Annotated in this window: 17 protein-coding genes; 9 read left to right on the plus strand and 8 right to left on the minus strand. The window is 63.2% G+C overall.

The features are described 5' to 3' along the window. The 4 genes from RBT54_RS14320 to RBT54_RS14335 form a co-directional block, all read right to left on the minus strand. The coding region (locus RBT54_RS14320; RefSeq protein WP_320367752.1) for a DMT family transporter at nucleotides 1-1,028 on the minus strand (1,028 nt) is incomplete at its 3' end. An 86-nt stretch (nucleotides 1,029-1,114) separates the two neighbouring features. Next, nucleotides 1,115-1,807, minus strand: a complete 693-nt coding sequence (locus RBT54_RS14325; RefSeq protein WP_320367753.1) for a transmembrane anchor protein — start codon at nucleotides 1,805-1,807, stop codon at nucleotides 1,115-1,117. A gap of 20 nt (nucleotides 1,808-1,827) precedes the next feature. Further along, nucleotides 1,828-2,562 (minus strand): HupE/UreJ family protein, encoded by a 735-nt coding sequence (locus RBT54_RS14330; RefSeq protein ID WP_021250630.1) that lies wholly within the window; start codon nucleotides 2,560-2,562, stop codon nucleotides 1,828-1,830. A 63-nt stretch (nucleotides 2,563-2,625) separates the two neighbouring features. Then, the gene (locus RBT54_RS14335) at nucleotides 2,626-3,036 is read right to left on the minus strand and encodes a hypothetical protein (RefSeq protein ID WP_021250629.1); all 411 of its coding nucleotides are present in this window, start codon (nucleotides 3,034-3,036) and stop codon (nucleotides 2,626-2,628) included. A 325-nt stretch (nucleotides 3,037-3,361) separates the two neighbouring features. Between RBT54_RS14335 and RBT54_RS14340 the strand changes: the two genes are divergently transcribed. The 5 genes from RBT54_RS14340 (at nucleotide 3,362) to dmeF (ending at nucleotide 8,332) form a co-directional block, all read left to right on the plus strand. After that, the gene (locus RBT54_RS14340) at nucleotides 3,362-4,306 is read left to right on the plus strand and encodes a chromate resistance protein ChrB domain-containing protein (protein WP_021250628.1); all 945 of its coding nucleotides are present in this window, start codon (nucleotides 3,362-3,364) and stop codon (nucleotides 4,304-4,306) included. Further along, nucleotides 4,303-5,649, plus strand: a complete 1,347-nt coding sequence (chrA, locus tag RBT54_RS14345) for a chromate efflux transporter (protein ID WP_021250627.1) — start codon at nucleotides 4,303-4,305, stop codon at nucleotides 5,647-5,649. Before RBT54_RS14340 ends, chrA begins: the two co-directional genes overlap by 4 nt. A 39-nt stretch (nucleotides 5,650-5,688) precedes the next feature. Next, the gene (locus RBT54_RS14350) at nucleotides 5,689-6,939 is read left to right on the plus strand and encodes an MFS transporter (protein ID WP_002931371.1); all 1,251 of its coding nucleotides are present in this window, start codon (nucleotides 5,689-5,691) and stop codon (nucleotides 6,937-6,939) included. Between the two features lie 113 nt (nucleotides 6,940-7,052). Then, complete coding sequence (locus RBT54_RS14355) at nucleotides 7,053-7,331, plus strand: metal/formaldehyde-sensitive transcriptional repressor (protein WP_002931374.1); 279 nt, start codon at nucleotides 7,053-7,055, stop codon at nucleotides 7,329-7,331. Between the two features lie 8 nt (nucleotides 7,332-7,339). Beyond that, nucleotides 7,340-8,332: a CDF family Co(II)/Ni(II) efflux transporter DmeF gene (gene dmeF / locus RBT54_RS14360; protein ID WP_002937760.1), complete on the plus strand. Its 993-nt coding sequence runs from the start codon at nucleotides 7,340-7,342 to the stop codon at nucleotides 8,330-8,332. A gap of 269 nt (nucleotides 8,333-8,601) precedes the next feature. Here the strand turns inward: dmeF and nhaR are convergent, their stop codons facing one another. After that, nucleotides 8,602-9,588 (minus strand): transcriptional activator NhaR, encoded by a 987-nt coding sequence (nhaR, locus tag RBT54_RS14365; RefSeq protein ID WP_002937762.1) that lies wholly within the window; start codon nucleotides 9,586-9,588, stop codon nucleotides 8,602-8,604. A gap of 33 nt (nucleotides 9,589-9,621) precedes the next feature. Between nhaR and hpf the strand changes: the two genes are divergently transcribed. The 4 genes from hpf to RBT54_RS14385 all read left to right on the plus strand — a co-directional run bounded on the left by hpf (nucleotide 9,622) and on the right by RBT54_RS14385 (nucleotide 11,949). Next, nucleotides 9,622-9,981: a ribosome hibernation-promoting factor, HPF/YfiA family gene (gene hpf, locus RBT54_RS14370; RefSeq protein WP_075146744.1), complete on the plus strand. Its 360-nt coding sequence runs from the start codon at nucleotides 9,622-9,624 to the stop codon at nucleotides 9,979-9,981. A 16-nt stretch (nucleotides 9,982-9,997) separates the two neighbouring features. Further along, nucleotides 9,998-10,618: a hypothetical protein gene (locus RBT54_RS14375; RefSeq protein WP_002937764.1), complete on the plus strand. Its 621-nt coding sequence runs from the start codon at nucleotides 9,998-10,000 to the stop codon at nucleotides 10,616-10,618. Between the two features lie 76 nt (nucleotides 10,619-10,694). After that, nucleotides 10,695-11,003, plus strand: coding sequence for a P-II family nitrogen regulator (locus RBT54_RS14380; protein ID WP_002931382.1), 309 nt, complete (start codon nucleotides 10,695-10,697; stop codon nucleotides 11,001-11,003). Between the two features lie 70 nt (nucleotides 11,004-11,073). Beyond that, on the plus strand, nucleotides 11,074-11,949 hold the full coding sequence (locus RBT54_RS14385) for a universal stress protein (protein ID WP_031347445.1): 876 nt from the start codon (nucleotides 11,074-11,076) through the stop codon (nucleotides 11,947-11,949). On the opposite strand, the gene RBT54_RS14390 is transcribed toward RBT54_RS14385, so the two are convergent. The 3 genes from RBT54_RS14390 to RBT54_RS14400 form a co-directional block, all read right to left on the minus strand. Continuing rightward, entirely contained in the window at nucleotides 11,946-12,836 is an 891-nt protein-coding gene (locus RBT54_RS14390) for a mechanosensitive ion channel family protein (RefSeq protein ID WP_002937768.1), read from the minus strand. The genes RBT54_RS14385 and RBT54_RS14390 overlap by 4 nt on opposite strands. 3 nt (nucleotides 12,837-12,839) lie before the next feature. Beyond that, on the minus strand, nucleotides 12,840-13,325 hold the full coding sequence (locus tag RBT54_RS14395; RefSeq protein ID WP_002931390.1) for a phosphate-starvation-inducible PsiE family protein: 486 nt from the start codon (nucleotides 13,323-13,325) through the stop codon (nucleotides 12,840-12,842). Between the two features lie 75 nt (nucleotides 13,326-13,400). Beyond that, entirely contained in the window at nucleotides 13,401-16,109 is a 2,709-nt protein-coding gene (locus RBT54_RS14400; RefSeq protein ID WP_031347444.1) for a cation-transporting P-type ATPase, read from the minus strand. Between the last annotated feature and the right edge of the window lie 46 nt (nucleotides 16,110-16,155).

Below are 16,155 nucleotides of genomic sequence, written 5' to 3' on the forward strand. Positions count from 1 at the left end.
TGGTGGATGTCCGGAAAGTGCGGGTGCTTGTGGACCAGCGCCTCGTGGCGGTGCCGATGTTCATGTGGATCGTCACTGTTCCAGGCGAAGTCGTGTTCGTGCTGGTGGTGTTCGTCATGGATGTGCCGATGGCCATGCTCCATCGGCTCATGCGTGTGCTCGTGCTCGTGGTGCTCGGTGAGGTGTAGCCACACCCCCCAGCCCATCAGGGCTGCCGCAATCCAGAATGAGATCGAGGTCGACTCGCCGAGCAGGACCAGCGACACCGCAGCGCCGATAAACGGCGCAGTCGAGAAGTAGGCGCCGGTGCGCGCCGTCCCCAGTCCGCGCAGCGCAAGCACGAAGAGCACCAGGCTGATGCCATAGCCGAACAACCCGACGACCATGGTGCCGAGCAGGACCGGGCCGTCCGGCAGACTCGCGCCGAGCGCAAACGCCAGCCCGACGTTGACCGTGCCCGCCACCGCACCTTTCGTGGCCGCAATGAAGAGCGCATCCGAGGCCGAGACCCGTCGCGTCAGGTTGTTGTCGATCGCCCAGCACAGATAGCCGGCGGCGATGGCGAGCGGGCCGACCCAATCGCTCGCGCCCCCTTCGCCACCCGGCCAGGACAGCACGACACCGCCTGCCACGATCGCGAGCATGCCGAGCACGATGCGGCGGTCGGCGTTCTCCTTGAAGACGACCCAGGCGATGACGGCGGTCAGGACCGCTTCGAGGTTGAGCAGCAGCGACGCTGCCGCGCCCGTGGTGCGCGTGAGGCCGAACATCAGCGCAAGCGGCCCGAGCACGCCGCCGAACACGATCGCGCCCAGCAGCCATGGCCATTCACCCTTGGCCAGGCCCGAAGGCGTCCAGCCGCGATCGCGGATCAGGCGCGCCGCAGCCAGCCCGAGCCCGCTTCCAAGATAGAGCAGCCCGGCCAAAAGCCAGGGTGACATCTCGCCGACGAGCAGCTTGGCGAACGGCGTGCTCGCGCCGAACAAGGCCGCAGCGAGCAGCGCATGGATCACATAGATGTTGTTCATTGCCCTTGCCAGAACGGTGTGGCCGCAATCCGCTGAGAACGAATGGTCGGAAACGCCCCCACCCCGGCGGGATGGGGGCGCTGCGCTTACAGCACGCGCTCGATTTTGGCGTAATCGTCTTGGGTCTTGAGCGTCACCGTGACGTCATAGCCGGAGCGGTTGCGCCAGAACCAGCCGTGCTTGCCGTCGAACGCCGCGACCAGTTCTCCCTTGCTGCCGAGCTCATTACGCCCCTTGCCGTAGCCGTGATAGAAGTTTTTCGGCGCGTCGTAGGGGTCGCCATGGGTATCGAAGTTCACCGGGCCACCGGCGCTCGCCCACTCATAGCGGACACGGCCGTCCTTGTTCATTGCGAGCTTGACCTCGGCGCCCTGGCCGGGCTTGAGCGTGACGGTCATCGTGTCCTGGCGTCCGGCGGCGGCCTCGGGCGCGACCGCTGCGGGCGTCGATGCGGCAACCGCGACCGGCGCAGGTGCCGGTGCGGGGACAGGCGCCGCTTCGGCACGAACCGAAGGTGCGACGGCTACAAGTTGTGCGGGCGCCGTTTCTGTGGCAACGCGCTCTTCTGCGCGGGCCTCGGCCGCGAGCGAGATCTTGATTTCGCCCATCGGCGTGAGTCCCAGGGCACGACCGATGCCCGAGGGGTCGATGCCGTACTCGGCGGGCAGTACAGTGGTGACGAGGAGCCCGCCGGCGATCAGTGCAGCCAGGGCGGTCGAGCGCAGCAGCTTGCCGGTGCTCGGCAGTTCGGCACGGCGGGGAAGATCGGTGTTGTACATGGTGGATGATTCCTTCAATCTCAGGATACGAACAGGCCGGTAAGCTGATAACCGATCAGCATGAAACCGGCGCACATCATGGCAACGTTGGCGGTATAGGCGTGCTGGAAAAAGCCGGCGGTACGGCGCCAGAAGCCCATCGCGATCAGGATCGCGCCGAGCGCGAGCAACTGGCCGATCTCCACGCCGACATTGAACGCCAGCAGGTTGGGCAGCAGGCCATCGCGGGCGATCTCGAACTCCTGGATCTTGGCCGCCAGGCCAAAGCCGTGGAACAGGCCGAAGACCAGGGTCGCCACCTTGGTGTTCGGCTGCACGCCGAACCAGCGCTGGAAGGCACCGAGGTTGTCGAGGGCCTTGTACACCACCGACAGGCCGATGATCGCGTCGATCAGGTAGGCATTGACGTTCACCCCGGCATAGACACCGTACAACATGGTGACCGAGTGCCCGATCGCGAACAGGCTGACGTAGAGCGCGATGTCCTTGAGCTTGTAGAGAAAGAAGATCACCCCTGCCAGGAACAGCAGATGGTCGTAACCGGTGACCATGTGCTTGGCGCCGAGGTAGGTGAAGGGCAGCAGGTGCGTGCCCGAGATCTCCTGGATGTAGCCCTTGTCGCCCTCGGCCACGCCATGGGCGTGCGCAAGCGCGGTAAAAAGCAGGTAGAGCAGCACGCCAGTGAAAGCGTGCAGCAGCGGCCCGGAGCGTGGCAGCACGGCTGCCCGCCCCTGGCTGGGGAAGGAATGGGTCATGGATGTCTTCCGATGAGGTTTGCTGGGTGATCCCGGCGCTTCAAGCGCGCGGGACTCGACAGGTCAAACGATCAGGAGACGTTTTGGCGGGCGCTCGAGCGTGGCGCAGGGCGCGGGATAGACGGAGCGACGGTCGTCGGCGACCCACTGGTCAGAAAGCGGTGGGATACCCATCGCGTGCGCCGGCGGGACGTTTGGCTTGTCGTGGCTGTGGTCGGCCGCGTTGTGACCGTGTTGGTGGGGGCCGCCCTCGTCCTCAAAGTCATCATGGCTGTGGCCATGATCGTCTTGACCCAAGTCTGCAGCGGCAAAGGCATGCACGTGCGTGGTTGCACGCAAGGGGTCGTGAGACAGGGAGATCGCGCTCGAGAACGCGAACAGCGCATGCGAGAGCATCAGCAGCCCGACCAAGCCCCTCGCCAACGCGCGGGCGATCTTTTGCGAGAAGAGGGAGGGGGCGGCAAACACGGTCATGTCGGGTCGGTTTCGCGAGGGCTGGGCGCCTTCGGCGATCCGTGGGCCGTTTTATACAGGAGTCCGGCTTGTTGCGGGAAATTCGAAACAATCGGAAACGTCGGGGCTGTGGCGAGAATTGCCCCGCCCACGCATGGGTGCAACGCCGCTGCCGCCACCGACCCTGGGGGCGAGGCAAGGCGCACAGCCAGTGGACCTGTGGCCCGATCGGCCATCATTCCGATGCGGTTTGCGAGGTCGCCCAGGAGGGATAGGCTGCGGATATTGGTAATAATTGAAACTGCGCGTTACAGTTCAAACATTCATTAGTTTGAGGAGCCCGGTATTGAGCTATCTCGCCCTTTTCGTCAGCCTGCCCACCAAGGCCTCGACCGGCCGCATGCGCGTCTGGCGCTCGGTCAAGGCCCTGGGCTGCGCGACGCTGCGCGACGGGGTGTATCTGCTACCGGACTCGGCCGACAGCGCTGCGGTGCTGGACGAGGTGGCCGGGCAAGCGGTGGAGGCCGGGGGGAGCGGCGAGATTTACCGTCTGTCGGGGTGCGACGAGGCAAGAGAAGACGCGCTGCGCGCCCTGTTCGACCGGGGCGAGGAGTACGCCAACATCGCCGGGGAGATCAAGGACCTCGGGCGGATCCAGGCATCGCTCGACGGCGCCGTCGCAGCGCGTAAGCTCCAGGCGCTCGTGCGCCGCTTCGAGCAATTGACGCACATCGATTTCTTCCCCGGCGAGGCGCAGCGGCAGACCCTGAGCCTGCTCGACGATCTGCGCGATACGCTCATCCGCCGCATGGCTCCCGACGAACCGACTGCCCGCCAGGCCGACATTCCAAGACGCGCACGCGCCGACTATCAGGGCCGCATCTGGGCCACGCGCGCACGTCCGTGGGTGGACCGGCTGGCCACGGCCTGGCTCATCCGCCGCTTCATCGACCCGAAGGCCCGCATCGTCTGGCTGGCGAGTCCCCGCGACTGCCAGGCCGACTGGCTCGGCTTCGATTTCGACGGTGCGACGTTCAGCCATGTTGGCGCCCGGGTCACCTTCGAGACCTTGCTGGCCAGCTTCGGGCTGGAGGCGGACCCCGCGCTGCTGCGGCTGGGCGAGCTGGTGCATTGCCTGGACGCGGGCGGGCTGCCGGTGCCGGAGGCGCCAGGCATCGAAGCGCTGCTCGCCGGCTTGCGGGCATCCGAGCCCGACGACGACGTGCTGCTCGGCCGTGCGTGCGAGGTCTTCGACTGGCTGCTGCAGAACTACAAGGACAAGACCACGTGAACACCTCGCCCCCAACCCAGGCGCGACCCGCCCACCCCTCTTTCCGCGAGGCCTTCCTCTACTGGCTCAAGCTCGGCTTCATCAGCTTCGGCGGTCCCGCCGGGCAGATCGCGATCATGCACCAAGAGCTGGTGGAAAAACGGCGCTGGATTTCCGAGCACCGTTTCCTGCATGCGCTCAATTACTGCATGCTGCTGCCCGGTCCCGAGGCGCAGCAGCTCGCCATCTACATCGGCTGGCTGCTGCATCGCACCTGGGGCGGCATCGTCGCCGGCGTCCTGTTCGTGCTGCCCTCGCTCTTCATCCTCGCGGCGCTCACCTACGTCTATCTGGCCTTCGGCAACCTGACCTTCGTGCAGGGGGTGTTCAACGGCATCAAGCCGGCGGTGGTGGCCATCGTCGTCTTCGCCGCCTGGCGCATCGGCTCGCGGGCATTGAAGAACAATGTGCTTTGGGCGCTGGCGGCAGCGTCCTTCGTCGCCATCTTTGTCTTCGGCGTCCCCTTCCCCTACATCGTGCTCGTGGCCGGCATCCTGGGCTACATCGGCGGCCGGGTGATGCCGGACAAGTTCCGGGTGGGCGGCGGGCACGGGGCCAGCGACAAGGACTACGGCCCGGCGCTCATCGACGACGACACCCCGCCGATGGCCCACACCCGGTTCCGCTGGTCCTACCTCGTCACGCTGCTGATCGCGGCCCTGGCACTCTGGGTCGGGGCCATGGCGATGCTGGAGGATCCCGTACTGCGCGACATGGGCGAGTTCTTCACCAAGGCGGCGCTGCTGACCTTCGGCGGCGCCTATGCCGTGCTGCCCTACGTCTATCAGGGCGGCGTGGAGACCTACGGCTGGCTGACCGGCACGCAGATGATCGACGGCCTGGCGCTCGGCGAGACCACGCCGGGACCGCTGATCATGGTGGTGTCCTTCGTCGGCTTCGTCGGCGCCTGGACCAAGGAAATCTTCGGGCCGGATGCGCTGGCGCTCGCCGGCATGGCGGGCGCCACGGTCGCCACCTTCTTCACCTTCCTGCCCAGTTTCGTGTTCATCCTGGCCGGGGCGCCGCTGGTGGAATCCACCCACGGCGACCTGAAGTTCACTGCGCCGCTCACCGGCATCACCGCCGCCGTGGTGGGCGTGGTGCTCAACCTGGCCCTGTTCTTCGGCTGGCACGTCATCTTGCCGAGGGCGACCGAAGCCGCGCCGTTCGCCGGTGGCTTCGAGTGGTTCTACGCGCTGATCTCCTTGGCGGCCTTCATCGCGCTGTGGAAGTACAAGCAGGACATCATGAAGGTGATTGCCGTCTGCGCCGCCATCGGCCTTGTCTTCACCTATCTGCGCTGACGGCTTCAGCGACTTCCCAAGGCTGGAGGACGGACAGTGATGCTGCTCCCCGCCAGCGCCGCGCCCGAGGCGCGCCTGTTACTGCTGGGGCGGGGGCTGCGGGCGTTCACCGACGGCTTCGTCGCCATCCTGCTGCCGGTCTATCTGCTCGCGCTCGGGCTCGGCAAGTGGGAAGTCGGGCTGATCAGTTCGGCCACCTTGCTCGGATCCGCGCTCGCGACCCTGGCGGTCGGGCACTGGGGCCATCGCTTCACCCAGCGCCGCTTGTTGCTGGCTGCTGCCGGACTGATGACGGCGACCGGTCTCCTTCTGGCCGGCCTCGGTGGCATGGATGGCATTGGTGCATTCTGGCCGCTGCTGATCGTTGCCTTCGTCGGCACGATGAACCCCAGCTCCGGCGACGTCAGCGTGTTCCTGCCGCTGGAGCACGCCCGGCTGGCGGCGTCGGCGCAGGGCGAGGCGCGCACCTTCCTCTTCGCACGCTACACCTTCGTTGGCGCATGCTGTGCGGCGCTGGGGTCGCTGGCGACGGCTTTCCCCGAGGTCCTGACGACGGCCGGCGTATCCCAGCTCGACGCGCTGCGCCTCATGTTCGTCGCCTACGGGCTCGCCGGCGTGGCGATCTTCTTCCTGTATCGCGCATTGCCGGATTCATCCGGACAAGACCAGGCTGGACCGCCCGCAGCCCTGGGGCCGTCGCGCGGCGTCGTGATTAAGCTGGCGGCACTGTTCTCGGTTGACGCCTTCGCCGGCGGCTTGATCGTCAATACCTTGCTCGCGCTCTGGCTGTTCGAGCGCTTCGAGCTTTCGCTCGCCGCCGCTGGCCAGTTCTTCTTCTGGGCGGGGCTGCTTTCGGCGGCCTCGCAACTGGCCGCGCCCTGGGTGGCACGCCACATCGGCCTGATCAACACGATGGTCTTCACCCACATCCCGTCGAGCGTCTGCCTGATTCTGGCGGCCTTCGCCGAGAGCCTGCCGACGGCGCTCGCGCTGCTGTTCGTGCGCAGCGCCCTGTCGCAGATGGACGTGCCGACGCGCTCGGCCTTCGTCATGGCTGTCGTCACACCGCAGGAGCGCGCTGCGGCCGCAAGCTTCACTGCCGTGCCCAGGAGTCTCGCGGCTGCGGCGAGCCCGGCGATCGGTGGCGCGCTTTTCGACGCCGGATGGCTTGCGACACCGCTGGTGGCCTGCGGGCTGCTCAAGATCGCCTATGACCTGATGCTGTGGCGTACGTTTCGGCGATCCGAGGCAGCGTCCCGCGAGGGCAAACACGACCAAGGAGCTCTCTAGCCTGTCGCAGCACGGACCGAACGACGGGCGTCGAGCTCAGTCATGCCCCAGACGGGTTGCGTCTCTTTCATCTGCGATATACCCTACCCCCCTATTGTATTTAGCGAAAAGCCATGAGCCATACCGTTCGTGACAAATCGAAGCTGCTCGCGCGGGTCCGCCGCATGAGCGGGCAGATGGAGGCGCTCGAGCGCGCGCTCCAGGCCGAGAAGGGGTGCGCCGAGATCCTGCACCAGATTGCTGCGGTACGCGGCGCCATCAACGGACTGATGGCGGAAGTCCTCGAGGAGCACGTCCGCACTCACGTCGCCGACCCCGCGATCACCAGCGACGCAGCGCGGATGCTGGGGGCCGAGGAACTGATCGCCGTGCTGCGCACCTACATCAAATGAGAACCGCCATGCATCTGGAGAACCTGTCCAACTGGACTCATGAGCACGTCTTCGATAACGGCAACGCTGCTGCCGAACGCAGTACGTGGCTCGTGATGTGGATCACTGCGGTGACGATGGTGATCGAGATCGGTGCGGGCTGGTGGTTCAACTCCATGGCCTTGCTGGCCGATGGTTGGCACATGAGTTCGCACGCCTTCGCGATCGGCGCCTCCGCGCTGGCCTACGCTGCCGCCCGGCGTTACGCGACCGATCCACGCTTCGCGTTCGGCACCTGGAAGATCGAGATCCTGGGCGGCTTCGCAAGCGCCATCTTCCTGCTCGGCGTCGCGGTGATGATGGTGGTCGGGTCGGTAGAGCGCATCTTCTCGCCGCAACCCATCCAGTACCGCGAGGCGATCCTGGTCGCCATCCTCGGGCTGGCGGTGAATGTGGTGTGCGCACTGATTCTCGGCAAGGCGCACCATCACGATCACGGTCATTCGCACGACCAGGGTCAGGACCACGCACATGATCACGACGATCATCACGATCTCAACCTGAAATCCGCCTATCTTCATGTCATCGCCGATGCGGCGACTTCGATACTGGCCATCGTCGCCCTGCTCGGCGGCTGGATGTACGGCTGGGGATGGCTGGATCCGGCCATGGGGATCGTCGGTGCGGTGCTGGTCGCCATCTGGGCCAAAGGCCTGATCATCGCCACCAGCAAGGTGCTGCTCGACCGCGAGATGGATCACCCGGTGGTCGACGAGATCCGTGACGTCGTCGAGGGCGCGAGCGCTTCAGGCGATACCCGGCTCGTCGACCTGCACGTCTGGCGGGTCGGCAAGCAGTCGTATTCGTGTGCGCTGTCGGTGGTGACTCGCGACCCGACGCTCACGCCAGAGCGCGTGCGGCGCCGTTTGTCGGTGCACGAGGAAATCGCCCATTCGACGATCGAGATCCATCTCTATCCCGACGAACCCGTTCCCTCGCGAGCGGACCCGCTATCTGGCTGACCCCGCGCTGTTGCCCGTTGGCTGCCGCAGGAGAATTTTCGCGACGGTAAGCGCGATAACCCGCAGATGGTCATTGGCCTATTGTGTGCGAGTGACGGGGCCCGATCGCAGTCGAGGTCCTTCCGAGCCACACGGCCGATCCAGCAGCGCCGTCGTCATCCTGGCGTCGCCCAATGCACTGCACCATTCCGAGCTTCGGGCTGCGCGAAAAATGCCTTCACGAATCCGAGCGGCTTGGGGACGAAGGCACGACCCCTGGCCAAAGTGGATCATCGGGCGGCCGGGGGGAACACCGAGCGCGCGTATTCGCTTACCGCCCGCGCCGCGGGATGCGACAGGCGCCGTTCGGCGGAGATCAGAAAGAAGCGCTCGCGAATCTCGGCCGTCTCGCCGACGTAATCAAGGCGATAGTGCTCAATCACATCGGCGACGCCGGAAGCAGGCACAGGGAAAACCCCTGCACCAGCCTCTCCAAAGGCCTTCATCAAGGCGCTGTCAGCGAACTCGCCGACGACATGAACGCGAAGCCCTTGCCGCTCGAGCCAGCGTGGCAAGGCCACGTGAAGCGCGCTGTCCCGCCCCGGAAGCAACAGAGGCGCGCCATCGAGGCTTTTCGGAAAGCCTGGGGCAAGTTCCGCCGCAAGGGCGGGTGCGGCGAGGAAGGCGACCCCCGACTCACCGAGCGGGTGACTGAAGCCCCGAATCTCCGTTCCCGGAGGCATCGGACGGTCGGCCAGCACGATATCGAGACGATGAATCGCCAACTCGGCCAGCAAGCGATCGAGCCGATCCTCCTCGCACACGAGTCGGACTGGCTCCGGCAGCGACAACACCGGAGACAGGAAGCGGTAAGCCGCGAACTTCGGCACCACATCAGAAATACCCACCCGAAAGGTGATGAAACGCTCCTCCGCACCACCCTTGAGCAAATCTTCGAGTTCACTGCCAGCCTGAAAAATCTCCTCCGCATAAGACAGGGCGAGACGCCCCGTCTTCGTCAGTTCTAAGCGGCGCCCAACCCGATTAAACAGGGTAATCCCGAGACGCGCCTCGAACTGCGAAAGCTGCCCGGAAAGTGTCTGCGGAGTCAAATGTAAGCGCTCGGCGGCACGAACGACACTTCCAGCGCGCGCAACGCACTGAAAATAATGAAGATGTTTGTAGTTAAGCACTCTTATGCCATATTCTAGATCGTAGATTTTTTCGATGATAAGCCAGATCTTTATCTGCTTGTCGCGATTATTTGCAGGCCTCACACTTGCTCTGACAATTTACCTGACGGAGGCTTCATGAACATTCAGATCCATGCCAAAGACTTCTCCCTGACCGAAGCGCTGCGCGCGCATGTGACTCGGCGTCTGGCGTACGCGTTGAATCACGGCCAAGATGTTGTATCGCGCACATCGGTACGCCTCACAGATGTGAATGGTTTGCGTGGAGGCGTAGACAAGAGTTGCGCGATTGAAGTACGAATGAAAGGTGCAGCAGACCTGATCGTCGAGGACGTGCAGGATGACATCTACGTCGCCATTGACCGCGCATCAGAGCGCATTGGCCGACTGTTGGACCGCAGGCTCGCCCAGCTACGTGAGCACGCGGGCGTGGCACGCCGCGACCGCGAGTCGCTCGTGGTTGGGGATTCTGACTGACGATTGGGGATCGATAATGCAAAAGATGCTCTGGCTTGAACTGCTTCAAAGCGGTGCATCCGGCTTGCTCCGAAGGCGACGCGGGTTGTTCATGGGCTTCGCCGGCGGGGGATTGATCGTCTTCGCCCTCCTGATCTGGGCGGGAATCGCGCTCTTGGGCTGGATGTGGGGAACGGTACAGCCACTGATAGGGTCCGCCCCGGAGCTTGCGCGGTCGGTCACGGCTCAGGTCGAGCAGGTGTCACCGCGGATCGGCGAGACCCTGCGTGAGGTGATCCCCGGCGCCACCGTTACACCAGCGCTTGACGTGTCGGGGAGCGATATCGGCCCGGTGATCCGCTTTCCCGGTCTCGTCCGCACAGAGTGGCAACGCGAAGGTGCGCGCATTACAGTGCGCTACGAAGGCCGTGCAGTCCATGCGTCCGTACTTGATCATTACCGCACCGGCTTTGTCGGGCAAGGTTTCACTCAAGAGGTGCTCTCGGCGTCAATGGAAGCGGAAAGGCATGTATTCACGAAGGATGACGAGAAAATTGAGTTCGCGATAGAGCGCCTCGAAGACGGAAGGATTGGAGTAACACTGACCACCGCAGACCTCTCACGTCCTGGTGCGCAGCGAAACACCCGGATGAGTTGAAGCTTGTGCCACCACATATTGCGACCGGCCGCTCCCCCTGTGATCGGCAGGCCGCGCAACCAGATGGAGCTAACCTGTGATTCTGGCAACCGAAAAACGCGTTCTGTTTACCGTGATCACCGAAGCGACGCTTGAACAGCCCTTGCTGCGCGAGCTAGATCGCTTGGGCGTTCGTGGCTACACCATTTCTGACGCCCGCGGCAAAGGCAACCGCGGCGTGCGTGATGCTGCTTGGGGGGAGACCGCGAACATCCGAATCGAAGTCATTTGCACTCGCGAACTTGCCGAACGCGTGCTCGAGTTCCTGCACAAACACTATTATGCCAACTACGCGATGGTCGCATTCGTGCAGGACGTAGAGGTCATTCGCCTCGACAAGTTCTGACCATGCCCCATCGGCACCGAATGTTCGGAGACGGGGTTGTCCAGACAACAGCATTCATGGGGGGGGGATCATGATGAGTGCGATAAAACGGATCCACGCAGCAACCGATTTTTCTGAGCTGGGTAACGAAGCAGTGCGTCGAGCAGCGATCATCGCAGCACGCGAGGATGCGGAATTGCTGGTGACCCACGCGTTCCCCCGGCAGAGTGCGTTTGACGCCGTCTTTGCCGGCGAACACGACCTTCAGGATCGGATGCGTGCCCTAGCCGAGGAAAATCTCGCTGCGCAGATCAAAGCGGCGCAAAGTTGCGGTGCGACTCGTGCTCGCGGTGAGATCTTGACCGGCTCCGCGCGTCGTGTGCTGGCGGAGACTTCTGACATCTTTCGCCCAGACCTTTGGGTGATCGGAGCGCACGGCAGCGGTCTGTTACAACAGTTCCTGCTCGGCGGTACAGCAGCGCACATTCTGAACAAGGCCTCGTGTCCGGTACTGGTCACGCGCAGGGCGGTCGAAGGAGACTATCGTCGTGCATTGGCTGCGGTGGACCTGGGCCCACGCTCAGAGGCGGTGTTGCGCGCGGCCTTGATCGTGGCGAAGCACGCCGGGGTCAAGTTGCTTCATGCCTACGCTGCGCCATTCGAGGCCAAGTTGCGGAACAAGCGCTTCCCAGAAACCGAAATCAAGCGTCTGGCGGAAAGGGAGTTCCTTGTTGCCCAGCGCAACCTCGATGCCCTCCTTGCTGACCCGGAGCTGGTCGGGATCGACATTGAGAGCGAACTCTCACACGGAAAACCCAATACGGTCGTGCCAGATGCGGCTCGCGCACTCGGCGCGGACGTGATCGTTGTTGGCAGACACGGGGGAGGCCGTATTCGCGAGTCCTTGATCGGGAGCGTTCCGCGCTTTCTTGCCTATTACGCCCCCTGCGACGTGCTGGTGGTCTAGTTATCAGTCATCAAGCTCGGCGCAGCCCATCCAGTTGCCCCTAAATCAGAACGTTGCCGACTGACTTCGAGCCAGATCGCTCTGAACACCGACTGTTCGACCTTCAGTCGCATTGCGACCGGGCAGGTTATACGGATGATGAGCATGAGATGCTCAGGATCAACAAAATCCCAGAGCACCTTGATCCGGCCTGACGAGTAGGAGATGAAGTCCTCGTTCGCGAGTTTACGGAAGTGCGCTTCAGCCTGCTCCTGCCATTCACGGGTCGCAAGTTCTGCAGCCGTTCTAGCGGTGTCTTCGATGCTGACAAGGTCGCACACCATCGCAGCCGGAACGGGAACCCTCATCAGGTGCAGCACGTATTCGCCGGTGGGCGATACATTCTTGACCGGTGTGGTCAGCAGCAGGCCGTTGGGAAACTCGACAACCTTCCCCGTGACTTGCCCTGCATGGCCATACTCGGCCAAGGTGGTCGCGAACATGTCGATATCGACGACTCGGCCGCTGAACAGGCTGGATTCAATAAGGTCTCCTACCTTGAAAGGCCGGACCAGTGTCAGATAGAGGTAGCCGAGCACACACATCAGCAGTTCCTTGCTGACGATCAGCATAGCACCCGCGACCGCAGCGAGTGACAAGGCAAAGCCCGCGATCGTTGACGCCCAGACCGAAATGATCACGAACAATACGACAAACCAGATGGTGTTGCGGACCCACACCAGGTGAACCCGACGCTTCTCGTTGGAGATGACCTCTCCGCGCGCCAGGTAGCGAGCCCAAAGATGTGTCAGCGTGGCGCCCACCAAAACCATAAGGACGGTTGCGATCGCCCTCTCCCATTGACCAGGAATGGCAATGAAGAGGCGCTCGAGGCTATCGATTGGCATGCGTCACCCTTCTCCGCAGACTACTTTGTGCTTTCTCGGTCTGATCACGATCAGGTAGTAGCCAACTGCGAGGGCGAATGTGATCGCCGCGGTACCGTAGAGATAGCTGGGTTCGACGTCGTTGAAGTCGAGAATGATCACCTTGCGTGAGATCGCCATCAGCGCAGTTCCAAGCACGATCTCCACCGCAAGGTGGTGGCTTTTGTCACTCTCGGCGTAAAGGATGATGTTGTGATAGATCTCTATCGCTATCAGAACCGCCATGAAGGCCCCGAAGGTCGCCAGTATGTCCTTGATCTCGAGCAGCATGAATGGCGGCGACATCAACCTCTGATACAAGACATAAAGAACGTCGGCGACTCCCCAGATGATCACCAGAACCATGATTACCGCCAGCACGCGGGCAACCCGCCCGATGATCCAGTTCAGTAAAGGGATCGTGCCCCCCATGGTCTCTTGCTTAACGCCCTTCTCGTTGCTTGTATTCATCTACGCCTGCGTGAAATAACTTGATTCCAAGGGGGTGCGCACCGTTACTCGGCCGGCCCGCGCGAGCCGCCGGTTTCAGTGCGTTACCGTGCTGCTTGCGCCACGTCTTCTCCAAGCCTTCTCGCCTTCGATCACCAGATAAATGGCGAGGCCGACGGCAACGATCAGCCCCCAGTCGATCCAGCCGATCGGCGCCGTGTGGAAAAGCTTGTTCATCAGCGGAATATAGGTGAACAGCAACTGCACAGCCATCATCGCCCCGATGCCTGCCCAGATCCAAGGATTACTGAACAGCCCGAGACGGAACATGGAGTACCGCAGCGAACGGCAGTTGAGCAGATAGAATGATTGCCCGACCGCGAAGACGTTCACTGCGATCGTCCTCGCCTCCTGCTCGCTGCGCCCGCTATACAACGCCCATTCGAACAGGCCGAAGCTACCCACGAGAAGCAGCAGGCCGACCAGCAGGATGCGTTTGATCAATTCGCCGTTGAGGATCGGTGCCGCGGACAACCTTGGCGGGCGACTCATTATGTCCCGCTCCCGTGGCTCGAAAGCCAGGGTGAGGCCAAGTAGCACGGCCGTGGTCATGTTGATCCACAGCGCCTGAACCGGCAGCACCGGCAGCGGCTGCGCCGCCATCACCGCAGCGATGATCACCAGTCCCTGACCGGCGTTGGTCGGCAAGATCCAGGTGATGAACTTGATCAGGTTGTCGAATACGCCGCGGCCCTCTTCTACAGCAGCTTCGATGGTGGCGAAATTGTCATCGGTGAGCACCATGTCCGCGGCCTCCTTCGAGACATCCGTGCCGGTGATGCCCATCGCGACACCAATGTCGGCCCTTCGCAGCGCCGGCGCGTCGTTTACGCCATCGCCGGTCATCGCGACCACCTCCCCGCGTGCCTGCAAGGCCTCGACCAAGCGCAGCTTCTGTTCGGGCGTCACGCGTGCAAACACCGCCGTGTGCGCGGCAACGTCGATCAAGTCGGCATCAGGGATCTCTTCGAGCGCGCGCCCAGTGAGTACCCCCGCATGTCCCGAGGTGTGCAACAAGCCTATCTGGCCGGCAATGGCAGCGGCGGTCGCGGCGTGATCGCCCGTGATCATCTTGACCTTGATCCCCGCTTCCTGGCAGGCTCGCACTGCGTGGATCGCCTCCTCGCGTGGCGGATCGATCATGCCCTGCAGACCCAGAAAGGTGAGGCCGTCGCAGACATCCTGATGATCGATGTCGGTAGTCCCGCGCGCTACGGCCATCCGGGCAAACGCCAGCACCCGTAGTCCGTGACCGGCCATTGCATTGACCTGACGAAGGACCTCATCAGCGTCGAGCGCGCCCACCGAACCGTCTACTCCGAGCATGACCGTGCAACGCTCGAGGATCTTTTCAACCGACCCCTTGAGATAGACGACCGGGTTGTCGCCGCCGTGCAGGGTGACCATGTATTGATGTTGCGATTCGAACGGAATCGTCTCCAGCCTGGCGGCACGAGCGTTTTCGGTCCTAGCATCGAGACCGGCCTTGCTGGCCGCGACCAGCAGCGCCCCCTCGGTGGGGTCACCCTCGATTCGCCAGGCATCACCGTCACGCTTGAGCACCGCGTCATTACAGAGGAGGCCGGCACGCAGCAACTCGCGCACAACCCCGTGCTCGGCGGCTGAGTGACGCTCGCCATCAAGTCGCAACTCGCCCTCCGGCGCGTAGCCGATGCCGCTGAGCTCGAACGACTGTCCGTCGACCCAGAGTCGCTGGACCGTCATCTCATTGCGAGTAATTGTTCCTGTCTTGTCCGAGCACACCACGGTAGTGCTGCCGAGCGTCTCGACCGCAGGCAGGCGACGGATGATCGCGTTGCGTTTTGCCATGCGCGCTACGCCAATGGCAAGTGTGATGGTGAGCACTGCGGGCAGCCCCTCCGGGATCATCGCAACCGACAAGGCAACGGCGGCCATGAAGAGGTCCACCCAATACTGCCCATGCCACAGGCCCACGGCAAAGGTCAGGCCAGCCAGCCCCAGGATCGCGTAGAGTAGCAGCCTGCTGAAGTGGGCGATCTTGCGCGTCAGCGGTGTGGCGATTACCTCGGCGCTGGCTATGAGCTCCGAAATGCGGCCGATCTCGGTGCTGTCCCCGGTGGCGACAACGACGCCGACCCCTGTACCGTAAGTGACCAGGGTTGAGGAATATGCCAGGTTCGTGCGGTCGGCGAGTGGCGTCTCGAGTTCCAGAATGCCAGGGAACTTGTCCACCGGCACTGATTCACCAGTCAGAGCCGACTCATCGATTTGCAGGCTGCGGCTGCGCAACAGAAACAGGTCTGCGGGCACCTTATCGCCGGAGGCGAGAAGGACGATGTCACCTGGTACGAGCCCGGCTGCGTCGATGCGCTGCTTTTCTCCGGCCCGCAATACGGTGGTCTCCATCTTCAAGGTGCGCGACAGCGCCTCGAGCGCATTGAGCGCCTTACCCTCCTGCACGAATCCGATGATCGAGTTGAGCAGCACCACGCCGAAGATCACCGCTGCATCGACGAAGGCCCCCAAAGAGAGCTTGATGATCACTGCAATAAGCAGAATGTAGACCAGCGCCTGATTGAACTGCAGCAGAAACCTCAACAAGGGTCCATCGCCAACTCGCCTGGCCAGCGAGTTTGGTCCATGTTGATGTTGTCGCTCTTCTACCGCAACCCGATCCAGGCCTGTCTGCCCATTCGTGGCAAGCAGTCTCAGCACCTGTTCGCCGGTCAGATGGTGCCAGTGCTTCTGCTTCGGGTCGCTCACTTGTGATCCTTCATTCGAATTGCGGCCGCAGGCAGATGGATGAGTG

This window comes from Thauera sp. (assembly GCF_034003485.1).
In the GTDB taxonomy this organism is placed as follows: Bacteria; Pseudomonadota; Gammaproteobacteria; order Burkholderiales; family Rhodocyclaceae; genus Thauera.

Coding starts and splice junctions, on each gene's coding strand:
- RBT54_RS14325 (WP_320367753.1), bottom strand. CDS start 1,807: ATGTACAACACCGATCTTCCCCGCCGTGCCGAACTGCCGAGCACCGGC.
- RBT54_RS14330 (WP_021250630.1), bottom strand. CDS start 2,562: ATGACCCATTCCTTCCCCAGCCAGGGGCGGGCAGCCGTGCTGCCACGC.
- RBT54_RS14335 (WP_021250629.1), bottom strand. CDS start 3,036: ATGACCGTGTTTGCCGCCCCCTCCCTCTTCTCGCAAAAGATCGCCCGC.
- RBT54_RS14350 (WP_002931371.1), top strand. CDS start 5,689: ATGCTGCTCCCCGCCAGCGCCGCGCCCGAGGCGCGCCTGTTACTGCTG.
- RBT54_RS14355 (WP_002931374.1), top strand. CDS start 7,053: ATGAGCCATACCGTTCGTGACAAATCGAAGCTGCTCGCGCGGGTCCGC.
- dmeF (WP_002937760.1), top strand. CDS start 7,340: ATGCATCTGGAGAACCTGTCCAACTGGACTCATGAGCACGTCTTCGAT.
- hpf (WP_075146744.1), top strand. CDS start 9,622: ATGAACATTCAGATCCATGCCAAAGACTTCTCCCTGACCGAAGCGCTG.
- RBT54_RS14375 (WP_002937764.1), top strand. CDS start 9,998: ATGCAAAAGATGCTCTGGCTTGAACTGCTTCAAAGCGGTGCATCCGGC.
- RBT54_RS14385 (WP_031347445.1), top strand. CDS start 11,074: ATGATGAGTGCGATAAAACGGATCCACGCAGCAACCGATTTTTCTGAG.
- RBT54_RS14390 (WP_002937768.1), bottom strand. CDS start 12,836: ATGCCAATCGATAGCCTCGAGCGCCTCTTCATTGCCATTCCTGGTCAA.
- RBT54_RS14395 (WP_002931390.1), bottom strand. CDS start 13,325: ATGAATACAAGCAACGAGAAGGGCGTTAAGCAAGAGACCATGGGGGGC.